General features: G+C 70.3%; 11 protein-coding genes. 3 read left to right on the top strand and 8 right to left on the bottom strand.

Annotated features, from left to right (window positions below; genetic code table 11):
* Window positions 1-20: 20 nt before the first annotated feature.
* Window positions 21-326: an Rv2175c family DNA-binding protein gene (locus tag C1N74_RS05770; protein WP_052007748.1), complete on the bottom strand. Its 306-nt coding sequence runs from the start codon at window positions 324-326 to the stop codon at window positions 21-23.
* A 183-nt stretch (window positions 327-509) separates the two neighbouring features.
* On the opposite strand from C1N74_RS05770, the gene C1N74_RS05765 reads away from it, so the two are divergent.
* The gene (locus C1N74_RS05765; RefSeq protein WP_237049190.1) at window positions 510-1,733 is read left to right on the top strand and encodes a LysM peptidoglycan-binding domain-containing protein; all 1,224 of its coding nucleotides are present in this window, start codon (window positions 510-512) and stop codon (window positions 1,731-1,733) included.
* Window positions 1,734-1,818: 85 nt separating this feature from the next.
* Window positions 1,819-3,774, top strand: coding sequence for a Stk1 family PASTA domain-containing Ser/Thr kinase (pknB, locus tag C1N74_RS05760; RefSeq protein ID WP_023951575.1), 1,956 nt, complete (start codon window positions 1,819-1,821; stop codon window positions 3,772-3,774).
* Window positions 3,775-3,876: 102 nt separating this feature from the next.
* Here pknB and C1N74_RS05755 read toward each other — a convergent pair whose 3' ends face one another.
* From C1N74_RS05755 to C1N74_RS05740, 4 genes are all read right to left on the bottom strand, one after another.
* Window positions 3,877-4,797, bottom strand: a complete 921-nt coding sequence (locus tag C1N74_RS05755; protein ID WP_137750160.1) for a hypothetical protein — start codon at window positions 4,795-4,797, stop codon at window positions 3,877-3,879.
* Between the two features lie 136 nt (window positions 4,798-4,933).
* Window positions 4,934-6,268, bottom strand: coding sequence for a class II 3-deoxy-7-phosphoheptulonate synthase (locus C1N74_RS05750; RefSeq protein WP_023951577.1), 1,335 nt, complete (start codon window positions 6,266-6,268; stop codon window positions 4,934-4,936).
* A gap of 46 nt (window positions 6,269-6,314) precedes the next feature.
* On the bottom strand, window positions 6,315-7,004 hold the full coding sequence (locus tag C1N74_RS05745; RefSeq protein ID WP_023951578.1) for a 1-acyl-sn-glycerol-3-phosphate acyltransferase: 690 nt from the start codon (window positions 7,002-7,004) through the stop codon (window positions 6,315-6,317).
* A gap of 3 nt (window positions 7,005-7,007) precedes the next feature.
* Complete coding sequence (locus C1N74_RS05740) at window positions 7,008-7,940, bottom strand: ROK family protein (protein WP_023951580.1); 933 nt, start codon at window positions 7,938-7,940, stop codon at window positions 7,008-7,010.
* A 143-nt stretch (window positions 7,941-8,083) separates the two neighbouring features.
* On the opposite strand from C1N74_RS05740, the gene C1N74_RS05735 reads away from it, so the two are divergent.
* Complete coding sequence (locus tag C1N74_RS05735) at window positions 8,084-9,919, top strand: long-chain fatty acid--CoA ligase (protein ID WP_023951582.1); 1,836 nt, start codon at window positions 8,084-8,086, stop codon at window positions 9,917-9,919.
* A gap of 66 nt (window positions 9,920-9,985) precedes the next feature.
* Here C1N74_RS05735 and def read toward each other — a convergent pair whose 3' ends face one another.
* Genes def through C1N74_RS05720 form a run of 3 tightly spaced genes read right to left on the bottom strand, consistent with a single transcriptional unit; the run spans window position 9,986 to window position 15,748 of the window.
* Window positions 9,986-10,477, bottom strand: coding sequence for a peptide deformylase (gene def / locus C1N74_RS05730; protein ID WP_023951584.1), 492 nt, complete (start codon window positions 10,475-10,477; stop codon window positions 9,986-9,988).
* A 1-nt stretch (window position 10,478) separates the two neighbouring features.
* Window positions 10,479-12,290 carry a MinD/ParA family protein gene (locus C1N74_RS05725; RefSeq protein ID WP_064956955.1) on the bottom strand — a complete coding sequence of 604 codons (1,812 nt, stop codon included), beginning with the start codon at window positions 12,288-12,290 and terminating at the stop codon, window positions 10,479-10,481.
* Between the two features lie 50 nt (window positions 12,291-12,340).
* Window positions 12,341-15,748 carry a pyruvate carboxylase gene (locus tag C1N74_RS05720; protein ID WP_137750159.1) on the bottom strand — a complete coding sequence of 1,136 codons (3,408 nt, stop codon included), beginning with the start codon at window positions 15,746-15,748 and terminating at the stop codon, window positions 12,341-12,343.
* Window positions 15,749-15,787: the final 39 nt, after the last annotated feature.

The following is a 15,787-nucleotide window of genomic DNA, read 5'->3' as shown; positions in this document are numbered from 1 at the left end:
CGGCAAACGCCCCGACGGCCTCAGGCGAGGGTCTGAGCGACCCTGCGCACCTCGCTCTTGCGTCCGGCGCGCAGCGCGGCGATGGGCGCTGCGCCGATCGAGTCCTCCGTGGCGAAGAGCCAGTCGATCGCCTCGTCGTCCGAGAACCCGGCGTCGTGAAGCACGGTGATGGTGCCGCGAAGCGACGAGAGCGGCGCGCCGTCGAGGAAGAACGCCTCCGGAATGCGGAGCGTGCCGTCGCGACGCGACCCGATGAGGTGATTCTCATCCAGGAGACGACGGACGCGGCTGAGCGTCTCGCCCGTCAGGTCGACCACCTCGGGCATCGTCAGCCAGGACAGGGGAACGACGGGGTATTCGGGAGTGCTCACCCCTTCACTATCTCACCTCCCACCGGAGCCGCGGGGCGTCTGTTCAGGCACTTTCACACCAGTCACAGTCGTCACTTCGGTTGACACCTCTCACAGCGACATGTCAGCGTTTCGGAGACCTCCGAGAAGGGACCCTCCGTGCGCCGCGACTCGATCTCTCCCCCGCACCGTCCGCGCCCCCGCCTGCGCGGCGCCGTCGCGCCCGCCGTCGTCGGGTCCATCGCACTGAGCCTGACGGCGCAGCCTGCCGCCGCGGCGCCGATGGCCGAAACCGCGCATCGGGATGCTGCGCCCGGCGCCTCGTTCCGGGCCGTGCCCGCGACCGCCGGCGCGCCGCGTCCGCTTTCCGCTCGGCCCGCCGAGCACACGGTGGCCCTCGGCGACACCATCAGCCGGATCGCGTCCGCCTACGGGCTTCGCACGGTCGATCTCCTCGCCTGGAACGGCCTCGACTGGTCGTCCGTCATCCGCCCCGGTGACCGCATTCGACTCAGTGCGGACTCCCCCGGCTCCGCGGCACCCGCGGTGACGCCCGGCACGCAGAACGCATCCGAGGGAAGCACCCACACCGTCTCCGCCGGCGACACCCCGTGGTCGATCGCTCGGACGCACGGCATCGGCGTCGGTGCGCTGCTCGCCGCGAACGGGCTCGACGACGGCGCCGTGATCTTCCCCGGGCAGACGCTCGCGATCCCCTCGTCGGCCGGCGCGGCCCCGGCTGCCACCCCCGCAGCGGCGACTCCCGCGACCACGATCGCGGCCGCGGCCGCGGCCCACACCGTCGCCGCCGGCGACACCCTCTCGGCGATCGCGAGCGCTCACGGCCTGGGCCTCGATGCGCTGCTCGCCGCGAACGGGCTCGACCGCTCGTCGATCATCTACCCGGGACAGCAACTCGTGATCCCCGGGGCCGTGGCCACGCCGGCCGTCGCGACCGTCGCGCTCCCGGACCTCGGTCTCGACGCAGAGCAGATCGCGAATGCACGGCTCATCATCCAGGTCGGCCGAGAACGCGGCGTGCCCGATCGCGGGATCGCGATCGCCCTCGCGACGGCGATGGTCGAGTCGTGGATCCGCAACCTCGACTGGGGCGACCGGGATTCTCTCGGCCTCTTCCAGCAGCGTCCGAGCACCGGCTGGGGAACCCCCGATCAGGTCCGCGACCCGGCGCGATCGATCGCGGCCTTCTACGGCGGTGCCGCCGACCCCAACGGCACCGCGACCCGGGGGCTGCTTGATGTTCCGGGCTGGGAGGGCCTCTCCTTCACCGACGCCGCACAGGCGGTGCAGATCTCCGCGTACCCCGACCGCTACGGCGAATGGGAACAGCAGGCATACCGCTGGCTCGACGCGCTCGGCTGACTCCGAAGCATCGGGAAGCATGTCGCAGACGTCCGGGGGTGAGCCGTTGCCCGGGCTCGCAGCATCCGCTCCGTAGAATCGCTCCGTGAGCATGAGCCAGCAGACCGACCCGCTGATCGGCCGACTGGTCGACCAGCGGTACCGCGTCCGTGCTCGCATCGCCCGAGGGGGGATGGCGACGGTGTACGTCGCGACCGACCTCAGACTCGAGCGCCGCGTGGCCCTGAAGGTCATGCACGGGCATCTGTCGGACGACTCGGTCTTCCAGAGCCGGTTCATCCAGGAGGCGCGCTCCGCCGCCCGGCTCGCCGACCCGCATGTCGTGAACGTCTTCGACCAGGGTCAGGACGGCGAGATGGCCTACCTGGTCATGGAGTACCTGCCGGGCATCACCCTGCGCGAGCTGCTGCGCGAGCAGAGGCGGCTGACCATTCCCCAGACGATCACGATCATGGACGCGATCCTCTCGGGTCTCGCCGCCGCGCACCGCGCCGGGATCGTGCACCGCGACGTCAAGCCCGAGAACGTGCTGCTTGCCGAGGACGGGCGCATCAAGATCGGCGACTTCGGACTCGCGAGAGCGACGACGGCGAACACGGCGACCGGGCAGATGCTCCTGGGCACGATCGCCTACCTCGCGCCGGAGCTCGTGACACGGGGCACCGCCGATGCCCGCAGCGACATCTACGCCCTCGGCATCATGCTCTACGAGATGCTCGCCGGCGAGCAGCCCTACAAGGGCGAGCAGCCGATGCAGATCGCCTACCAGCACGCGACCGACTCGGTGCCCCGCCCGAGCGCGAAGAACCCCGGCGTCCCGGAACAGCTCGACGAGCTGGTGCTGTGGGCGACCGAGCGCGAACCCGACGAGCGTCCGCTCGACGCGAAGGTCATGCTCGAGCGTCTGCGCGAGATCGAGCGCGAGCTCGGCGTGTTCCCTCAGGTGGTGCGCACCGCCCCCTCCGGCGCGCCGGCGGTCGTCATCGACGACGACGGCGAAGGATCGGGCGAGCTCACGAAGGTCATGCCCGGCACCTTCACGGCACCTCCGGTGACCACCGACGTCGACAACGCGACGCGACTGCGCCGCCTCACCCGCCGAAACCGGGCGAAGGGCGCCTGGCTCGTCACCATCGTCCTGCTGCTCGCGGCTCTCGCCGGCGGCACCGGATGGTGGTTCGGCTCCGGGCCGGGATCGCTCGTCGCCGTACCCGACGTACGCGGCACGACCTTCGCCGAAGCGCAGAGCGCCATCGCGGCACAGGGCCTGCAGGCCCAGGAGGCCGGCGAGAACAGCCTCGACGTCGCAGAGGGTCTTGCGATCCGCACCGACCCCGACCCCGGCGCACGGCTCGACCGCGACGCGATCGTGACCGTGGTCATCTCGCGCGGACCGGCGGAGGTGTCGATCCCGGCCCTCGCCGGCCAGACCGAGCAGGCGGCTCGAGAGATCTTGCGGCAGAACATCGTCGCCGTGTCGAACGATGCCGATGCGGAATTCGATCCGGATGTCGCCGACGGCACCGTCATCCGCGTCTCGGCGACCCCGGCCGGAGGCGGCGATCCCGTGGACTGCTCAGACGGCTGCACGCTCCGCCAGGGAGACTCGGCCAGCCTGCTCGTGTCGCGCGGGGCCGTGCCGGACGTCTCGGGCCAGAGCGTCGACCGGGCGACCGCCACCCTCACCGACGTCGGCCTCGAGGTGTCGGGCGACACCCGCGCGCAGTCGAGCGATCGCATCGCCAAGGGCGATGTCATCGGCATCGACGACCGCGGCGAAGAAGGCAATTGGCGGCCGGGTGACACCGTGACCCTCATCGTCTCGAGCGGGCCCCCGCTTTTCGACGTGCCGAGCGTCGTCGGCCAGACGCGCGATGCAGCCGCCAAGACGCTGCGCGACGCGGGTTTCGAGGTCAGCTTCTCGGCCCTGTGGAACATCTGGCCTGACGGGCTGACCAAAGTCACCGCCCAGGACCCCGCCGGCGGTAGCAAGCACGTGCGCGGCACGACCATCACCCTGCAGATCACCGCGACCGGCTGAGCCTGTCGTCCTTTCCCGGCCCCGCGGCCGCGAGGACGCGCATCCGCACGGTGTCGACGGCTCCGAACCGTGCAGTTGCGCATCTTCGCCGTCGACGCCCCCTCAGGCGAGAGCTCTGCGGATGCGGGCGGCCAGCGCGCCGGCGCCGTCGTCGAGATCGGCGGACCCGACGAGGATGACGCGGTAGCCGGCATCCTCGAGAAGCTGCACGCGCGTGAGGTCCTCGAGCCAGCGTCGCCGCGACGAGCGATGCTCGTCCCCCTGATACTCGAGCAGCACACGCTGCTCGGGCCAGCCGAGGTCGGCATGCCGCACGCCCGCAGCTGTGCGAACGGCGACCTGCACCTGCGGTTCGGGAATCCCCGCGTCGACCAGCGCGACACGCAGGAGCGTTTCCTGGGGCGAGTCCACCGGCGAGCGGGCGCGGTCGAGCGCCGATCGCAGCGACCGGGCTCCGCGCGCGCTTCCTCGGGCGACGACGGCCGCCTCCAGTTCGGCGCGCGTCGTGAGAGGACGCGTGCGACCTCGCTCACCCCGCCGACCGCTGAGGAGGAAGTCGGCCGTCGCGACGAGCCATCGCCCGGCCAGGGGCTGCCGACCGGCCGCGAGCCGGCACCACGTCTCGGTCGGCGACAGGACGGGCACACCGTCGACGTCTCGGCATTCGAGGATGAGTCCCGTTCGAGATCCGATCACGCCGGGTCGCCGCATCGCTGCTCCCCCGCCCGCCGAGATCACCTCGAGCATCGGCGGCGTCGAGGTCCGGGGCAACGGCATCCCCCACAAAGCCGCGGCCGTGCGCCCGGAGAACAGCTGCTCCGGACCGAGCGCGGGGAGGAGCAGGCGGCAGCGCCCGACCGTGTCGTCATCGTCCCCGGCATCGAGCGCCGCGTAGATCCCGTGATGCGGATGCCGCAGGTCGGCCGCCCGTAACCTGCCGCGGCTCACGCCGAACGCCCGCGCCTCGTTCGTGGCGAACGCTTGTCGGGCGATGTCTTGTGGCAGCGAAGCTCGACGGTTCACCCGCCCACGATCCCCCGTCGATCCCGCTGATCCCGCGCTCTCCACAGCCCGAAACGGCGAGAGCGCACATCCGCACGGTGGGGAGGTCCCCCAACCGTGCAGATGTGCGCTCTCGCGGGCTCCGGTGAGCCGGAGCTCAGCGCTTCTCGAGCTCCTCGGCGACCAAGAAGGCCAGTTCGAGGCTCTGCATGTGGTTCAAGCGCGGGTCGCACAGGCTCTCGTAGCGCGTGGCGAGCGTCGCCTCGTCGATCATCTCCGAGCCGCCGAGGCACTCGGTGACGTCGTCACCCGTGAGCTCGACGTGGATGCCGCCGGGGAACGTCCCCACGGCACGGTGCGCCTCGAAGAAGCCGCGGACCTCGTCGACGACGTCGTCGAAGCGACGCGTCTTGTAGCCGGTGGGCGTCGTGATGCCGTTGCCGTGCATCGGGTCGGTGACCCACAGCGGCGTCGCGCCCGAGTCCTTCACGGCCTCGAGCAGCGGCGGCAGGGCGTCGCGGATCTTGCCGGCGCCCATGCGCGTGATGAAGGTCAGACGCCCCGGCTCGCGCTCGGGATCGAGCTTGTCGATCAGCGCGAGCGCGGTATCGGTCGACGTCGTGGGGCCGAGCTTCACGCCGATCGGGTTGCGGATCTTCGAGAAGTAGTCGACGTGGGCACCGTCGAGCTCGCGGGTACGCTCACCGATCCAGAGGAAGTGCGACGACGTGTTGTACGGCGTGTTCGTCCGCGAGTCGATGCGCGTCATCGGACGTTCGTAGTCCATCAGCAGGCCTTCGTGACCCGTGTAGAACTCCACGCCGCGCAGCTCGTCGAAGTTGGCCCCGGCCGCCTCCATGAACTTGATGGCGCGGTCGATCTCACCCGCGAGGCCCTCGTAGCGGGCGTTCGCCGGGTTGGATGCGAAGCCCTTGTTCCACGAGTGCACCTCGCGGAGGTCGGCGAACCCGCCCTGCGTGAACGCCCGGATGAGATTCAGCGTCGATGCAGCCGTGTGGTAGCCCTTGAGCAGGCGAGCGGGGTCGGGCTGGCGCGAGGCGGCGGTGAAGTCGTAGCCGTTGACGATGTCGCCGCGGTAAGCGGGCAGCGTGACGTCGCCGCGCGTCTCGGTGTCGCTCGAGCGGGGCTTGGCGAACTGACCGGCCATACGGCCCATCTTCACGACGGGCATCGAGGCGCCATAGGTCAGCACGACCGCCATCTGCAGCACCGTCTTGATGCGGTTGCGGATCTTCTCCGCGGTCGCGCCGGCGAAGGTCTCGGCGCAGTCACCGCCCTGGAGGAGGAAGGCTTCTCCGGATGCCGCGCGCGCGAGGCGCTCGCGGAGGATGTCCACCTCACCGGCGAAGACGAGGGGCGGGAGCGTCGCGATCTCGGCCGACACCGCAGCCACGGCGTCGGGGTCGTTCCACGCCGGCTGCTGCTTGATGGGAAGATCGCGCCACGTGTCGAGTGAATCCAGCGTAGGCACGTGCCAAGTCTAGTGCTCGGCCGCGACCTCCCCGGCCGTGTGACGCTCAGGCCTGCTGCTGCGCCGCGCGTTCCTTGACCGACGACGCGTAGACGTCCTCGTACTGCTGCTCACCCAGGCGCTGCAACGCCACCATGATCTCGTCCGTCACCGAGCGCAGCACGTAGCGGTCGCCTTCCATCCCCTGGAAGCGCGAGAAGTCGAGCGGTTCGCCGATGACCATTCCCACTCGTCCGACACGCGGGATGCTGCGTCCGATCGGCATGACCGCATCGGTGTCGACCATCACGACGGGGATGACGGGGACGCGGGCCTCGAGCGCCATACGCGCCAGGCCGGTGCGCCCGCGGTAGAGCTTGCCGTCCGGGCTCCGTGTGCCCTCCGGGTAGATCCCGAGCAGATCACCGCGGCCGAGCACCTGGAGTCCGGTGTTGAGCGAGGCCTCGGAGGCCTTGCCTCCCGTGCGGTCGATGGCGATCTGACCGGTCGCCTTCATGAACATCCGGGTGGCCCAGCCCTTGAGGCCCGTGCCGGTGAAGTAGTCGCTCTTTGCGAGGAACGACATCGGCCGGTCGATCATGAGCGGCAGGAAGATCGAGTCGCTGACCGACAGGTGGTTGCTGGCGAAGATCGCGGCACCGGATGCCGGGACGTTGCGGCGCCCCACGATCCACGGCCGGAAGATCGCCTTGACGACGGGTCCGATGAAGATGTACTTCATCAGCCAGTAGAACACCGGTCACCGCCCCCCGGCCAGGTCGGCCACGCCGATCAGACCCGCGTCGTTGCCGAGGGTGGCGATGGCGAAGTCGGCCGGAGCCGCGTTCTCACCGCCGGGAAGGGCTCCCCGGTAGGCGGTCCGGACCGGCGCCAGGAGCGTTTCGCCCAGCTGCGCGACACCCCCGCCGATGACGAAGATCTCGGGATCGAGCGTCGCCTGGAATCCACCCGCCGTCTCGCCGAGCGCCGTCGCGACCCGGTGGAGGGCCGCGAGCGCGCCGGGATCGTCGGCGAGGATCAGGCGGGAGATCGCGTCGCCCGGGATCGAGCCGTGCTCGTCTCGCACCTGCGCGAGACCGGCCCCGAGCTCGGGGTCGTCGGCGATCGCGATCGCCTCGCGCTGCAGTGCTCTTCCCGAGGCGTACTGCTCGAGGCATCCCTGCAGGCCGCAGCCGCACAGCCGGCCGCCGCGCTCGAATCGCACGTGACCCAGCTCTCCCGCCGCGCCGCGCCCGCCGATGAGGAGCTGCCCGTCGATGATGACCGCTCCCCCGACACCCGTGCCGAGCGTGAGCATGACCATGTTCGAGCTGCCGCGGCCGGCGCCGAAACGGTACTCGGCCCAGCCGGCTGCGTTCGCGTCGTTCTCGAGCACGACGGCGACACCGACGCGCGCCTCGAGCTCGGCACGCAACGGGTGCTCCACCCAGTCGATGTTGGGTGCGTGACGCATGATCGAACGCGTGCGATCGAGGAAGCCGGCCGCGGCGACCCCTACTGCGGTCACCTCGTGGGACGCGCGGAAATGCCGCACCATGTCGGCGACGGCGTCCGCCAGCGCGTCGGTGTCGGCGGGCGTGTCGACGCGGATGCGGTCGACGATCGTCCCGTCGGCGGAGACGACACCTCCGGCGATCTTGGTTCCGCCGATGTCGATGCCGATGTTGAGCACGCGTGGTCCTTTCCGTCGGCCGTCCGCCGGCGACCCGGAAAGTCTAATGGGGCGCCGCCTCGCCGCGCGGGCTCGGCGACCGGGTGGCAGATAGAGTGTGTTTACCCTGCCAGACGCTTCCGGTACCGAAGGAGTTGCCGCCCATGAGCGCCGTCCAGTTCGAAGTCCCCGCCGTCGTTCCAGCCGATCCTGACGCGAACATCACCGATCTCCTCGTCGACCGGGTCGCCGCCACCCCGTCGCGAGCCCTCTTCGCCGTGCCGCACGACGGCGCCTGGCGAGACATCTCCGCGGCCGAGTTCCAACGCGAGGTGATCGCGCTCGCGAAGGGGCTCGTCGCGGCGGGCGTCGAACCCGGCGACAAGGTCGCGTTCGTGGCGCGCACCACGTACGACTGGACGCTCGTCGACTTCGCGATCTTCTTCGCCGGCGCCGTGATGGTCCCCGTCTACGAGACGAGCTCGGCGTCGCAGATCGCCTGGATCCTCAGCGATTCGGGTGCGACCTTCGCGATCGCGGAGTCCGCCGACCACGCCGCACGCATCGACGAGATCCGTGCGACGGTCCCCCTCGTCCGCGAGGTGTGGGTCATGGCCTCGGGAGACCTCGACCGGCTGCGCTCGGGCGGTGCAGACGTGCCCGACGAGGAGATCGAGCGACGGCGCAACCTCGCCGTGGGCTCGGACATCGCGACGCTCATCTACACCTCGGGATCGACCGGACGACCCAAGGGCTGCGTCCTGACGCACAGCAACTTCGTCGAGCTGGCCCGCAACTCCGGCGAAGCGCTCAAAGAGGTCGTCAACCACCCCGGTGGAGCATCGACGCTGCTGTTCATCACGACCGCCCACGTCTTCGCGCGCTTCATCTCGATCCTCAACGTGCACGCCGGGGTCAAAACCGGGCATCAGCCCGACACCAAGCAGCTGCTGCCCGCTCTCGGAACGTTCCAGCCGACCTTCCTGCTCGCCGTGCCCCGCGTGTTCGAGAAGGTCTACAACTCCGCCGAGCAGAAGGCCGAGGCCGGGGGCAAGGGCAAGATCTTCCGTGCCGCGGCACAGGTCGCGATCGACCACTCGCGCCTGCAGCAGGAGGGGAAGAGCATTCCGCTCCTGACCAAGCTGAAGTTCCGCCTCTTCGACAAGCTCGTCTACGGCAAACTCCGCGCCGCCATGGGCGGTCGCGTCACCTACGCCGTCTCGGGATCCGCTCCCCTGGGTCCGCGCCTCGGCCACTTCTTCCACAGCCTCGGGGTCACGATCCTCGAAGGGTACGGCCTCACCGAGACGACGGCTCCGGCCACGGTCAACCTCGCGACGAAGTCCAAGATCGGCACCGTCGGGCCGGTCCTGCCCGGTGTCGGCGTCCGCCTTGGCGAGGACGGCGAGGTCGAGGTGCGCGGCATCAACGTCTTCGCCGAGTACTGGCGCAATCCCGAGGCCACCGAGGCCGCGTTCAACGACGGCTGGTTCAAGACGGGCGACATCGGATCGTTCGACGATGACGGCTTCCTCACGATCACCGGCCGCAAGAAGGAGATCATCGTCACCGCCGGCGGCAAGAACGTCGCACCGGCCGTGCTCGAAGACCCCATCCGCGCCAACCCGATCGTCGGACAGGTGGTCGTCGTGGGCGATCAGAAGCCCTTCATCTCCGCGCTCGTCACGCTCGACCCGGAGATGCTGCCGACCTGGCTGACGAACAACGGCCTCTCGGGCGACATGTCGCTCGCCGACGCGGCGAAGAACAGCCAGGTCCGCGCGGAGGTCCAGCGCGCGATCGACGAGGCCAACCGCAACGTCTCTCGTGCCGAGTCGATCCGCAAGTTCACGATCCTCGACACCGAATGGACCGAGGCGAGCGGTCACCTGACGCCGAAGATGAGCATCAAGCGCAATGTCATCCTCACCGACTTCTCGGGTGAGATCTCGGCCATCTACGACGAGCCGGTCAAGACGAGCAACGTGCCGCTCGGATGACCGGATGACGCGGAAGCGGGGCCCGGCTGGTGGATCACCGGCCGGGCCCCGCTTCCGCGTGAGGGGTCAGAACCAGGACGACTCGCGTACCTCGCGCATCGCGATCCGCCGTTCGGCGGGCGAGAGCCGGTCGAGGTACAGGATGCCGTCGAGGTGGTCGCACTCGTGCTGCAGCGCCTGAGCCATGAGCCCTTCGCCCTCGAGGACGATCTCGTCGCCGTCGAGATCGATGCCCACGGCGCGTGCGTACGGGTGCCGGAGGGTGTCATGCCAGAGGTTGGGCACGGACAGGCAGCCCTCGCCGATGAGCGACGGCTCGCCGGAGACCTCGACCAGTCGCGGGTTGAGGATGTAGCCGATGACGCCGTCGACGTTGTAGCTGAACGCGCGCAGCCCGACCCCGATCTGCGGCGCCGCCACGCCGGCTCGGCCGGGCAGCTCCACCGTGTCGAGGAGATCCTGCACGAGCGAGCGCACACCGTCGTCGATCGCCTGGATGGGCGCCGCCGCCGACTTCAGGACGGGGTCGCCGAAGAACCGGATCGCGCGAACCGCCATGTCAGGCCGCCGCCCCGAGACGCAGCCCCTCGACCACGCTGGCGGCGAGCTTGCGCGCCGCCTCACGCGTCGCCGGGTCGAGGTCCCGGAACGACACCGCGCTTCCCGCTGCGAGGTGCGGGTCGTACGGCACGCGCAGCACCGAGCGGACGCGCGTGGCGAAGTGGGTCTCCAGCTCCTCCGCGCGGACCATCGGCGTGCCCGGACGCGACGTGTTGAGCACGACCACCGCGTTCTTCACTGCGTCGGCGAAACCGTTGGACTCGAGCCAGGTCAGTGTCTCGGAGGCCAGCCGCGCCTCGTCGACCGAGAGACCGGCGACGACGACGATCTGGTCGGAGAGCCCGAGCGTCGCCCCCATCACCGAGTGCACGATCCCCGTGCCCGTGTCGGTGAGCACGATCGAGTAGTAGTGCGCGGCGATCGCGGCGATTTCCTCGTAGTCGTGGTCGCTGAAGGCCTCCGAGATGTGCGGGTCGGCGTCGGACGCCAGAACGTCGAGCCGCGTCTCGTCGCGGGCCACGATGGCGGAGAGATCGTTGAAGCCGACGACCTCGCCACGCGCGCGCGCCAGATCGCGCACCGTCTTGCCGCTCGTACGGCCGATACGGTCGGCGAGCGTGCCGCGGTCGGGATTCGCGTCGATCGCGATCACGCGGTCGTCACGGGCATCGGCGAGCGCCATCCCGAGCAGGGTGGTCACGGTCGTCTTGCCGACGCCGCCCTTGCGCGAGAGAACCGGGACGAACTTGGCCCCGCCGGTGAGCGGCGCGGTGATCCGACGATCGAGCTCCTTGCGCGAGCGTGCCCGCTTGCCGTCGCCGAGGTTGATGCGATGACCCGAGACGCTGTACACGAGGCGCTGCCAGCGGCCTTCCGGCTCGGCCCGCACGATCTGCGCCGGGTCGAGCAGACGCTCGGCCGTCAGCAGGTCTGCCGATTCGCGCCCGGGCTCGAGATCGCCGAGGCGCCGCGACTGCAGGACCGGCTCGGTCGGACGCGCGATCTGCACCCGCTCGGCGGCATGACGAACCTGCTCGGCGACCTGGTGGGCCTGCCGGCGGGTGGTCGGCACGGTGCCGGTGATCGGCGTGGTCGTCGGCACGACCGTCGCGACGACGACACCGGTGTCGCGCGCTTCCGCGGCCCCGGACGTCGCGGTGTCGGCACCCCGGGCGTGATCGCTGTCGTCACCGGCCGTGACGTCCTCTGCGGCAGCATCCGTCACACCCTCGGACGTGGCCGGAGCGTCGGCGGTCGTCGTGTCGACCTCCGCTGGGAGGTCGATCTCGGGGTCGTCTTCATCGTCGATCACGGCGGTGACCACCTCATCGACAGGCTCCCCGGCATCCTCGTCGCCGGACACGTCGCGGTCGTCGTCCTCATCAGCGAGCTCGGATGCCTCGGTGGAAGCAACCTCGTCCGCGCCGTCGCCCTCGAACTCTTCGTCTTCGGTGCCGGCATGGTCGCCCGGCTCTGCCCGGAGCGCGGGAGCTTCCTCGTTCTCCGGGTTCGCCTCACCGCCTGCATCCGCCTCGTCGTCGGCGGCGGCCGTCGCGGCATCCCTCGACTCGTCGTCGTCCGAATCGACCGGCGCGATGCCGAGGGGGATGTCGCCGGTCGTCAGCTGCTCGTCGCCGACCTCGCCGTCGATGACGTCGTCGTCATCGAGGTCGTCTTCCGCGACGGGGAGCGCGACGTCGACCTGTGCGGTGCCGCCGATGATCCCGATGGCCGTCGTATGGATACTCTCGCTGTCGGCGAGGACCGCGGGATCGGTCTCGTCGGGCTGGTTCTCGTTGCGCTCAGGCATGTTGTGCTGCGTCCACTCCAAGGTCTCGAGCTCGCGCCCGACCCCTTAGGCTACCCGCCGGGCCGGACGACGACCAAAAGGTCGCCCGCCTCGACCGCCGCCGTCGGCCCGACGACGAGCCGCTCGACCACGCCCGCGACCGGCGCCGTGATCGCCGCCTCCATCTTCATCGCTTCGATCGACGCGACGGGAGCTCCCGCCCCGACGGCATCGCCGACGGCGACCTTGAGCGTCACGACGCCCGAGAACGGGGCGGCGACCTGACCGGGGACCGAAGTGTCGGCCTTCTCGGCCTGACGAGCCTCGACGCTGATGCTGCGGTCGCGCACGAACACCGGCCGCAGCTGACCGTTGAGCGTGGCCATGACCGTGCGCATGCCTTTGTCGTCGACCTCACCGATGGCCTCGAGTCCGACGTACAGCTGCACACCCTTCTCGATCTCGACGACGTGCTCGGCGCCGGGGACCAGCCCATACAGGTAGTCCGCCGTGTCGAGCACACTCAGGTCGCCGTAGGTGTCGCGCACCCGGTCGAACTCCTGTGTCGGCGCAGGGAAGAGCAACGAGTTCAGCGTGCGTCGCCGTGTCGCGGAATCGGCGTCGAGAGCCGCTTCCTGCGCCGCCGAGAGATCTGCAGCCGCGGGACGCACGGTGCGCCCTGCGAGGACCTTCGACCGGAACGGTTCGGGCCATCCTCCCGGCAGGTCGCCGAGTTCGCCTGCCATGAAGCCGACGACGGACTCCGGGATGTCGTATGCGCCCGGGTCGGCGGCGAAGGCGGCTGGATCGGCTTTCACCGCCGCCAGATGCAGCGCGAGGTCGCCCACGACCTTCGACGACGGGGTGACCTTGGGAACCCGGCCGAGGATCTCGTTCGCCGCGGCGTACATGTCCTCGATGAGTTCGAAATCGTCGGCGAGCCCCAGCGCGATGGCCTGCTGCCGCAGGTTCGAGAGCTGTCCGCCCGGGATCTCATGGCGGTAGACGCGTCCGGTGGGGCCGGGCAGACCCGACTCGAACGGACGGTACATGTGACGCACCGCCTCCCAGTAGGGCTCGAGGTCCGACACGGCGCCGAGATCGAGACCGGTGTCGCGCTCGGTGTGCGCGAGTGCTGCCACGAGCGCGGACAGCGAGGGCTGACTGGTCGTGCCCGCCATCGGCGCGGACGCCGCATCGACGGCATCCGCACCCGCGGCGCTCGCGGCCAGGAGCGTCGCGAGCTGTCCGCCCGCGGTGTCGTGCGTGTGCACGTGCACGGGCAGATCGAACCGTTCGCGCAGCGCCGCGACCAGGCGCGACGCCGCAGCCGGCCGCAGCAGGCCGGCCATGTCCTTGATGGCGAGCACGTGCGCGCCCGCATCGACGATCTCCTCGGCGAGACGGAGGTAGTAGTCGAGGGTGTAGAGGTCTTCGGCCGGGTCGAGCAGATCCCCCGTGTAGCAGAGCGCGACCTCGGCGATCGTCGTCCCGGTCTCGAGGACGGCGTCGATCGCCGGCCGCATCTGCGCGACGTCGTTGAGGGCGTCGAATATCCGGAAGATGTCGACGCCGGCATCCGCCGCCTCCCGCACGAAGGCCTGCGTCACCGCCGTCGGGTACGGGGTGTAGCCGACGGTGTTGCGGCCGCGCAGCAGCATCTGGAGAGCGACGTTGGGCAGGGCCTCTCGCAGCTTGTCGAGTCGTTCCCACGGGTCCTCGCCGAGGAAGCGCAGAGCCACGTCGTAGGTCGCCCCGCCCCACGCCTCCACGGACAGCAGCTGCGGGGTGAGCCGCGCGACGGCGGGAGCGACCGCGACGAGATCCTTCGTCCGGACGCGTGTGGCGAGAAGCGACTGGTGCGCGTCGCGGAAGGTCGTCTCGGTCACGGCGAGCGAGGTCTGCCCGCGCAGGGTCTGCGCGAACCCCGCGGGGCCGAGTTCGCGCAGGCGTTGGCGCGAGCCCGCGGGCGGCGGTGTCGCGAGGTCGAGCCGGGGCAGCTTGGTCCGCGGATCGACGCTCGTCGGAGCAGAGCCGTGCGGGCGGTTGACGGTCGTGTCGGCGAGCCACCCGAGGATCTTCGATCCGCGGTCCTTCGACATCCGGCCCTCGAGCAGCTCGGGTCGCTCGTCGATGAAGGAGGTGCTGAGGTCGCCTCGCGCGAACGACGGGTCGTCGAGCACCTGCTGCAGGAACGGGATGTTGGTGGAGACGCCTCGGATGCGGAACTCCGCGAGGGCACGGCGCGAGCGCACGACCGCGGCACCGAAGTCGCGCCCCCGGCACGTGAGCTTGGCGAGCATCGAGTCGAAGTGCGGGCTCACCTGGGAGCCGGCGGCGGTCGTGCCGCCGTCGAGACGGATGCCGGCTCCGCCCGGCGACCGGTAGGTGGTGATCTTCCCCGTGTCGGGGCGGAACCCCTGAGCCGGATCCTCGGTCGTGATGCGGCACTGCAGGGCCGCGCCGCGCAGCTGGATGCGGTCTTGCGTGAGGCCGAGCTGCGCGAGGGTCTCCCCCGCCGCGATCCGCATCTGGGACTGGACCAGGTCGACGTCGGTGACCTCCTCGGTCACCGTGTGCTCGACCTGGATGCGCGGGTTCATCTCGATGAACACGATCTCGCCCGCCCGGGGCCCGTCCGTCTCGAGCAGGAACTCGACGGTGCCGGCGTTCACGTAGCCGATGGAGGTCGCGAAGGCGATCGCGTGCCGGTGCAGGTCTGCCCGCGTCTCGTCGTCGAGGTTGGGGGCCGGCGCGATCTCGATGACCTTCTGATGACGTCGCTGCACCGAGCAGTCGCGTTCGAACAGGTGCACCGTCTCACCCGTGGCGTCGGCGAGCACCTGGACCTCGACGTGGCGCGGACGGCGGACGGCCTGTTCCAGGAAGACACGCGCGTCGCCGAACGCGCTGCCGGCCTCGCGCATCGCCTCCGACAGTGCCGGTGCGAGCTCGCCGGGTGCGCCGACGCGTCGCATCCCGCGTCCGCCGCCGCCGGCGACCGCCTTGACGAAGACCGGGAAGCCGATGTCCTCCGCCTGGGCGACGAGAGCGTCGATGTCGTCGGAGGCCTCGGTCGATCGCAGCACCGGCACTCCGGCGGCGACAGCATGGCTCTTGGCCGTGACCTTGTTGCCTGCCATCTCGAGCACGCGCGCGGACGGACCGATGAAGGCGATGCCCGCGTCGGCGGCGCGAGCGGCGAGCTCGGGGTTCTCGGACAGGAAGCCGTATCCCGGGTAGATCGCGTCCGCTCCGCTCTCGCGCGCGACGCGGATGATCTCGTCGACGTCGAGATAGGCCCGGACGGGGTGCCCTTTCACCCCGATCTCGTAGGCCTCGTCGGCCTTCAGACGGTGGAGCGAGTAGCGGTCCTCGTGCGGATAGACGGCCACGGTGCGCGCCCCCAGCTCGAAGGCGGCGCGGAAGGCGCGGATGGCGATCTCACCGCGATTCGCGACAAGGATCTTGCGGAACATGCTCACCTCGCTGGAATGAGTCGCACGGCGACGGCGCCG

This window comes from Microbacterium sp. SGAir0570, assembly GCF_005491085.2.
Taxonomy (GTDB): Bacteria; Actinomycetota; Actinomycetes; order Actinomycetales; family Microbacteriaceae; genus Microbacterium; species Microbacterium arborescens.
Note: the sequence above shows the minus strand (reverse complement) of the source record. Positions and strands in the feature narration are given on the sequence as shown.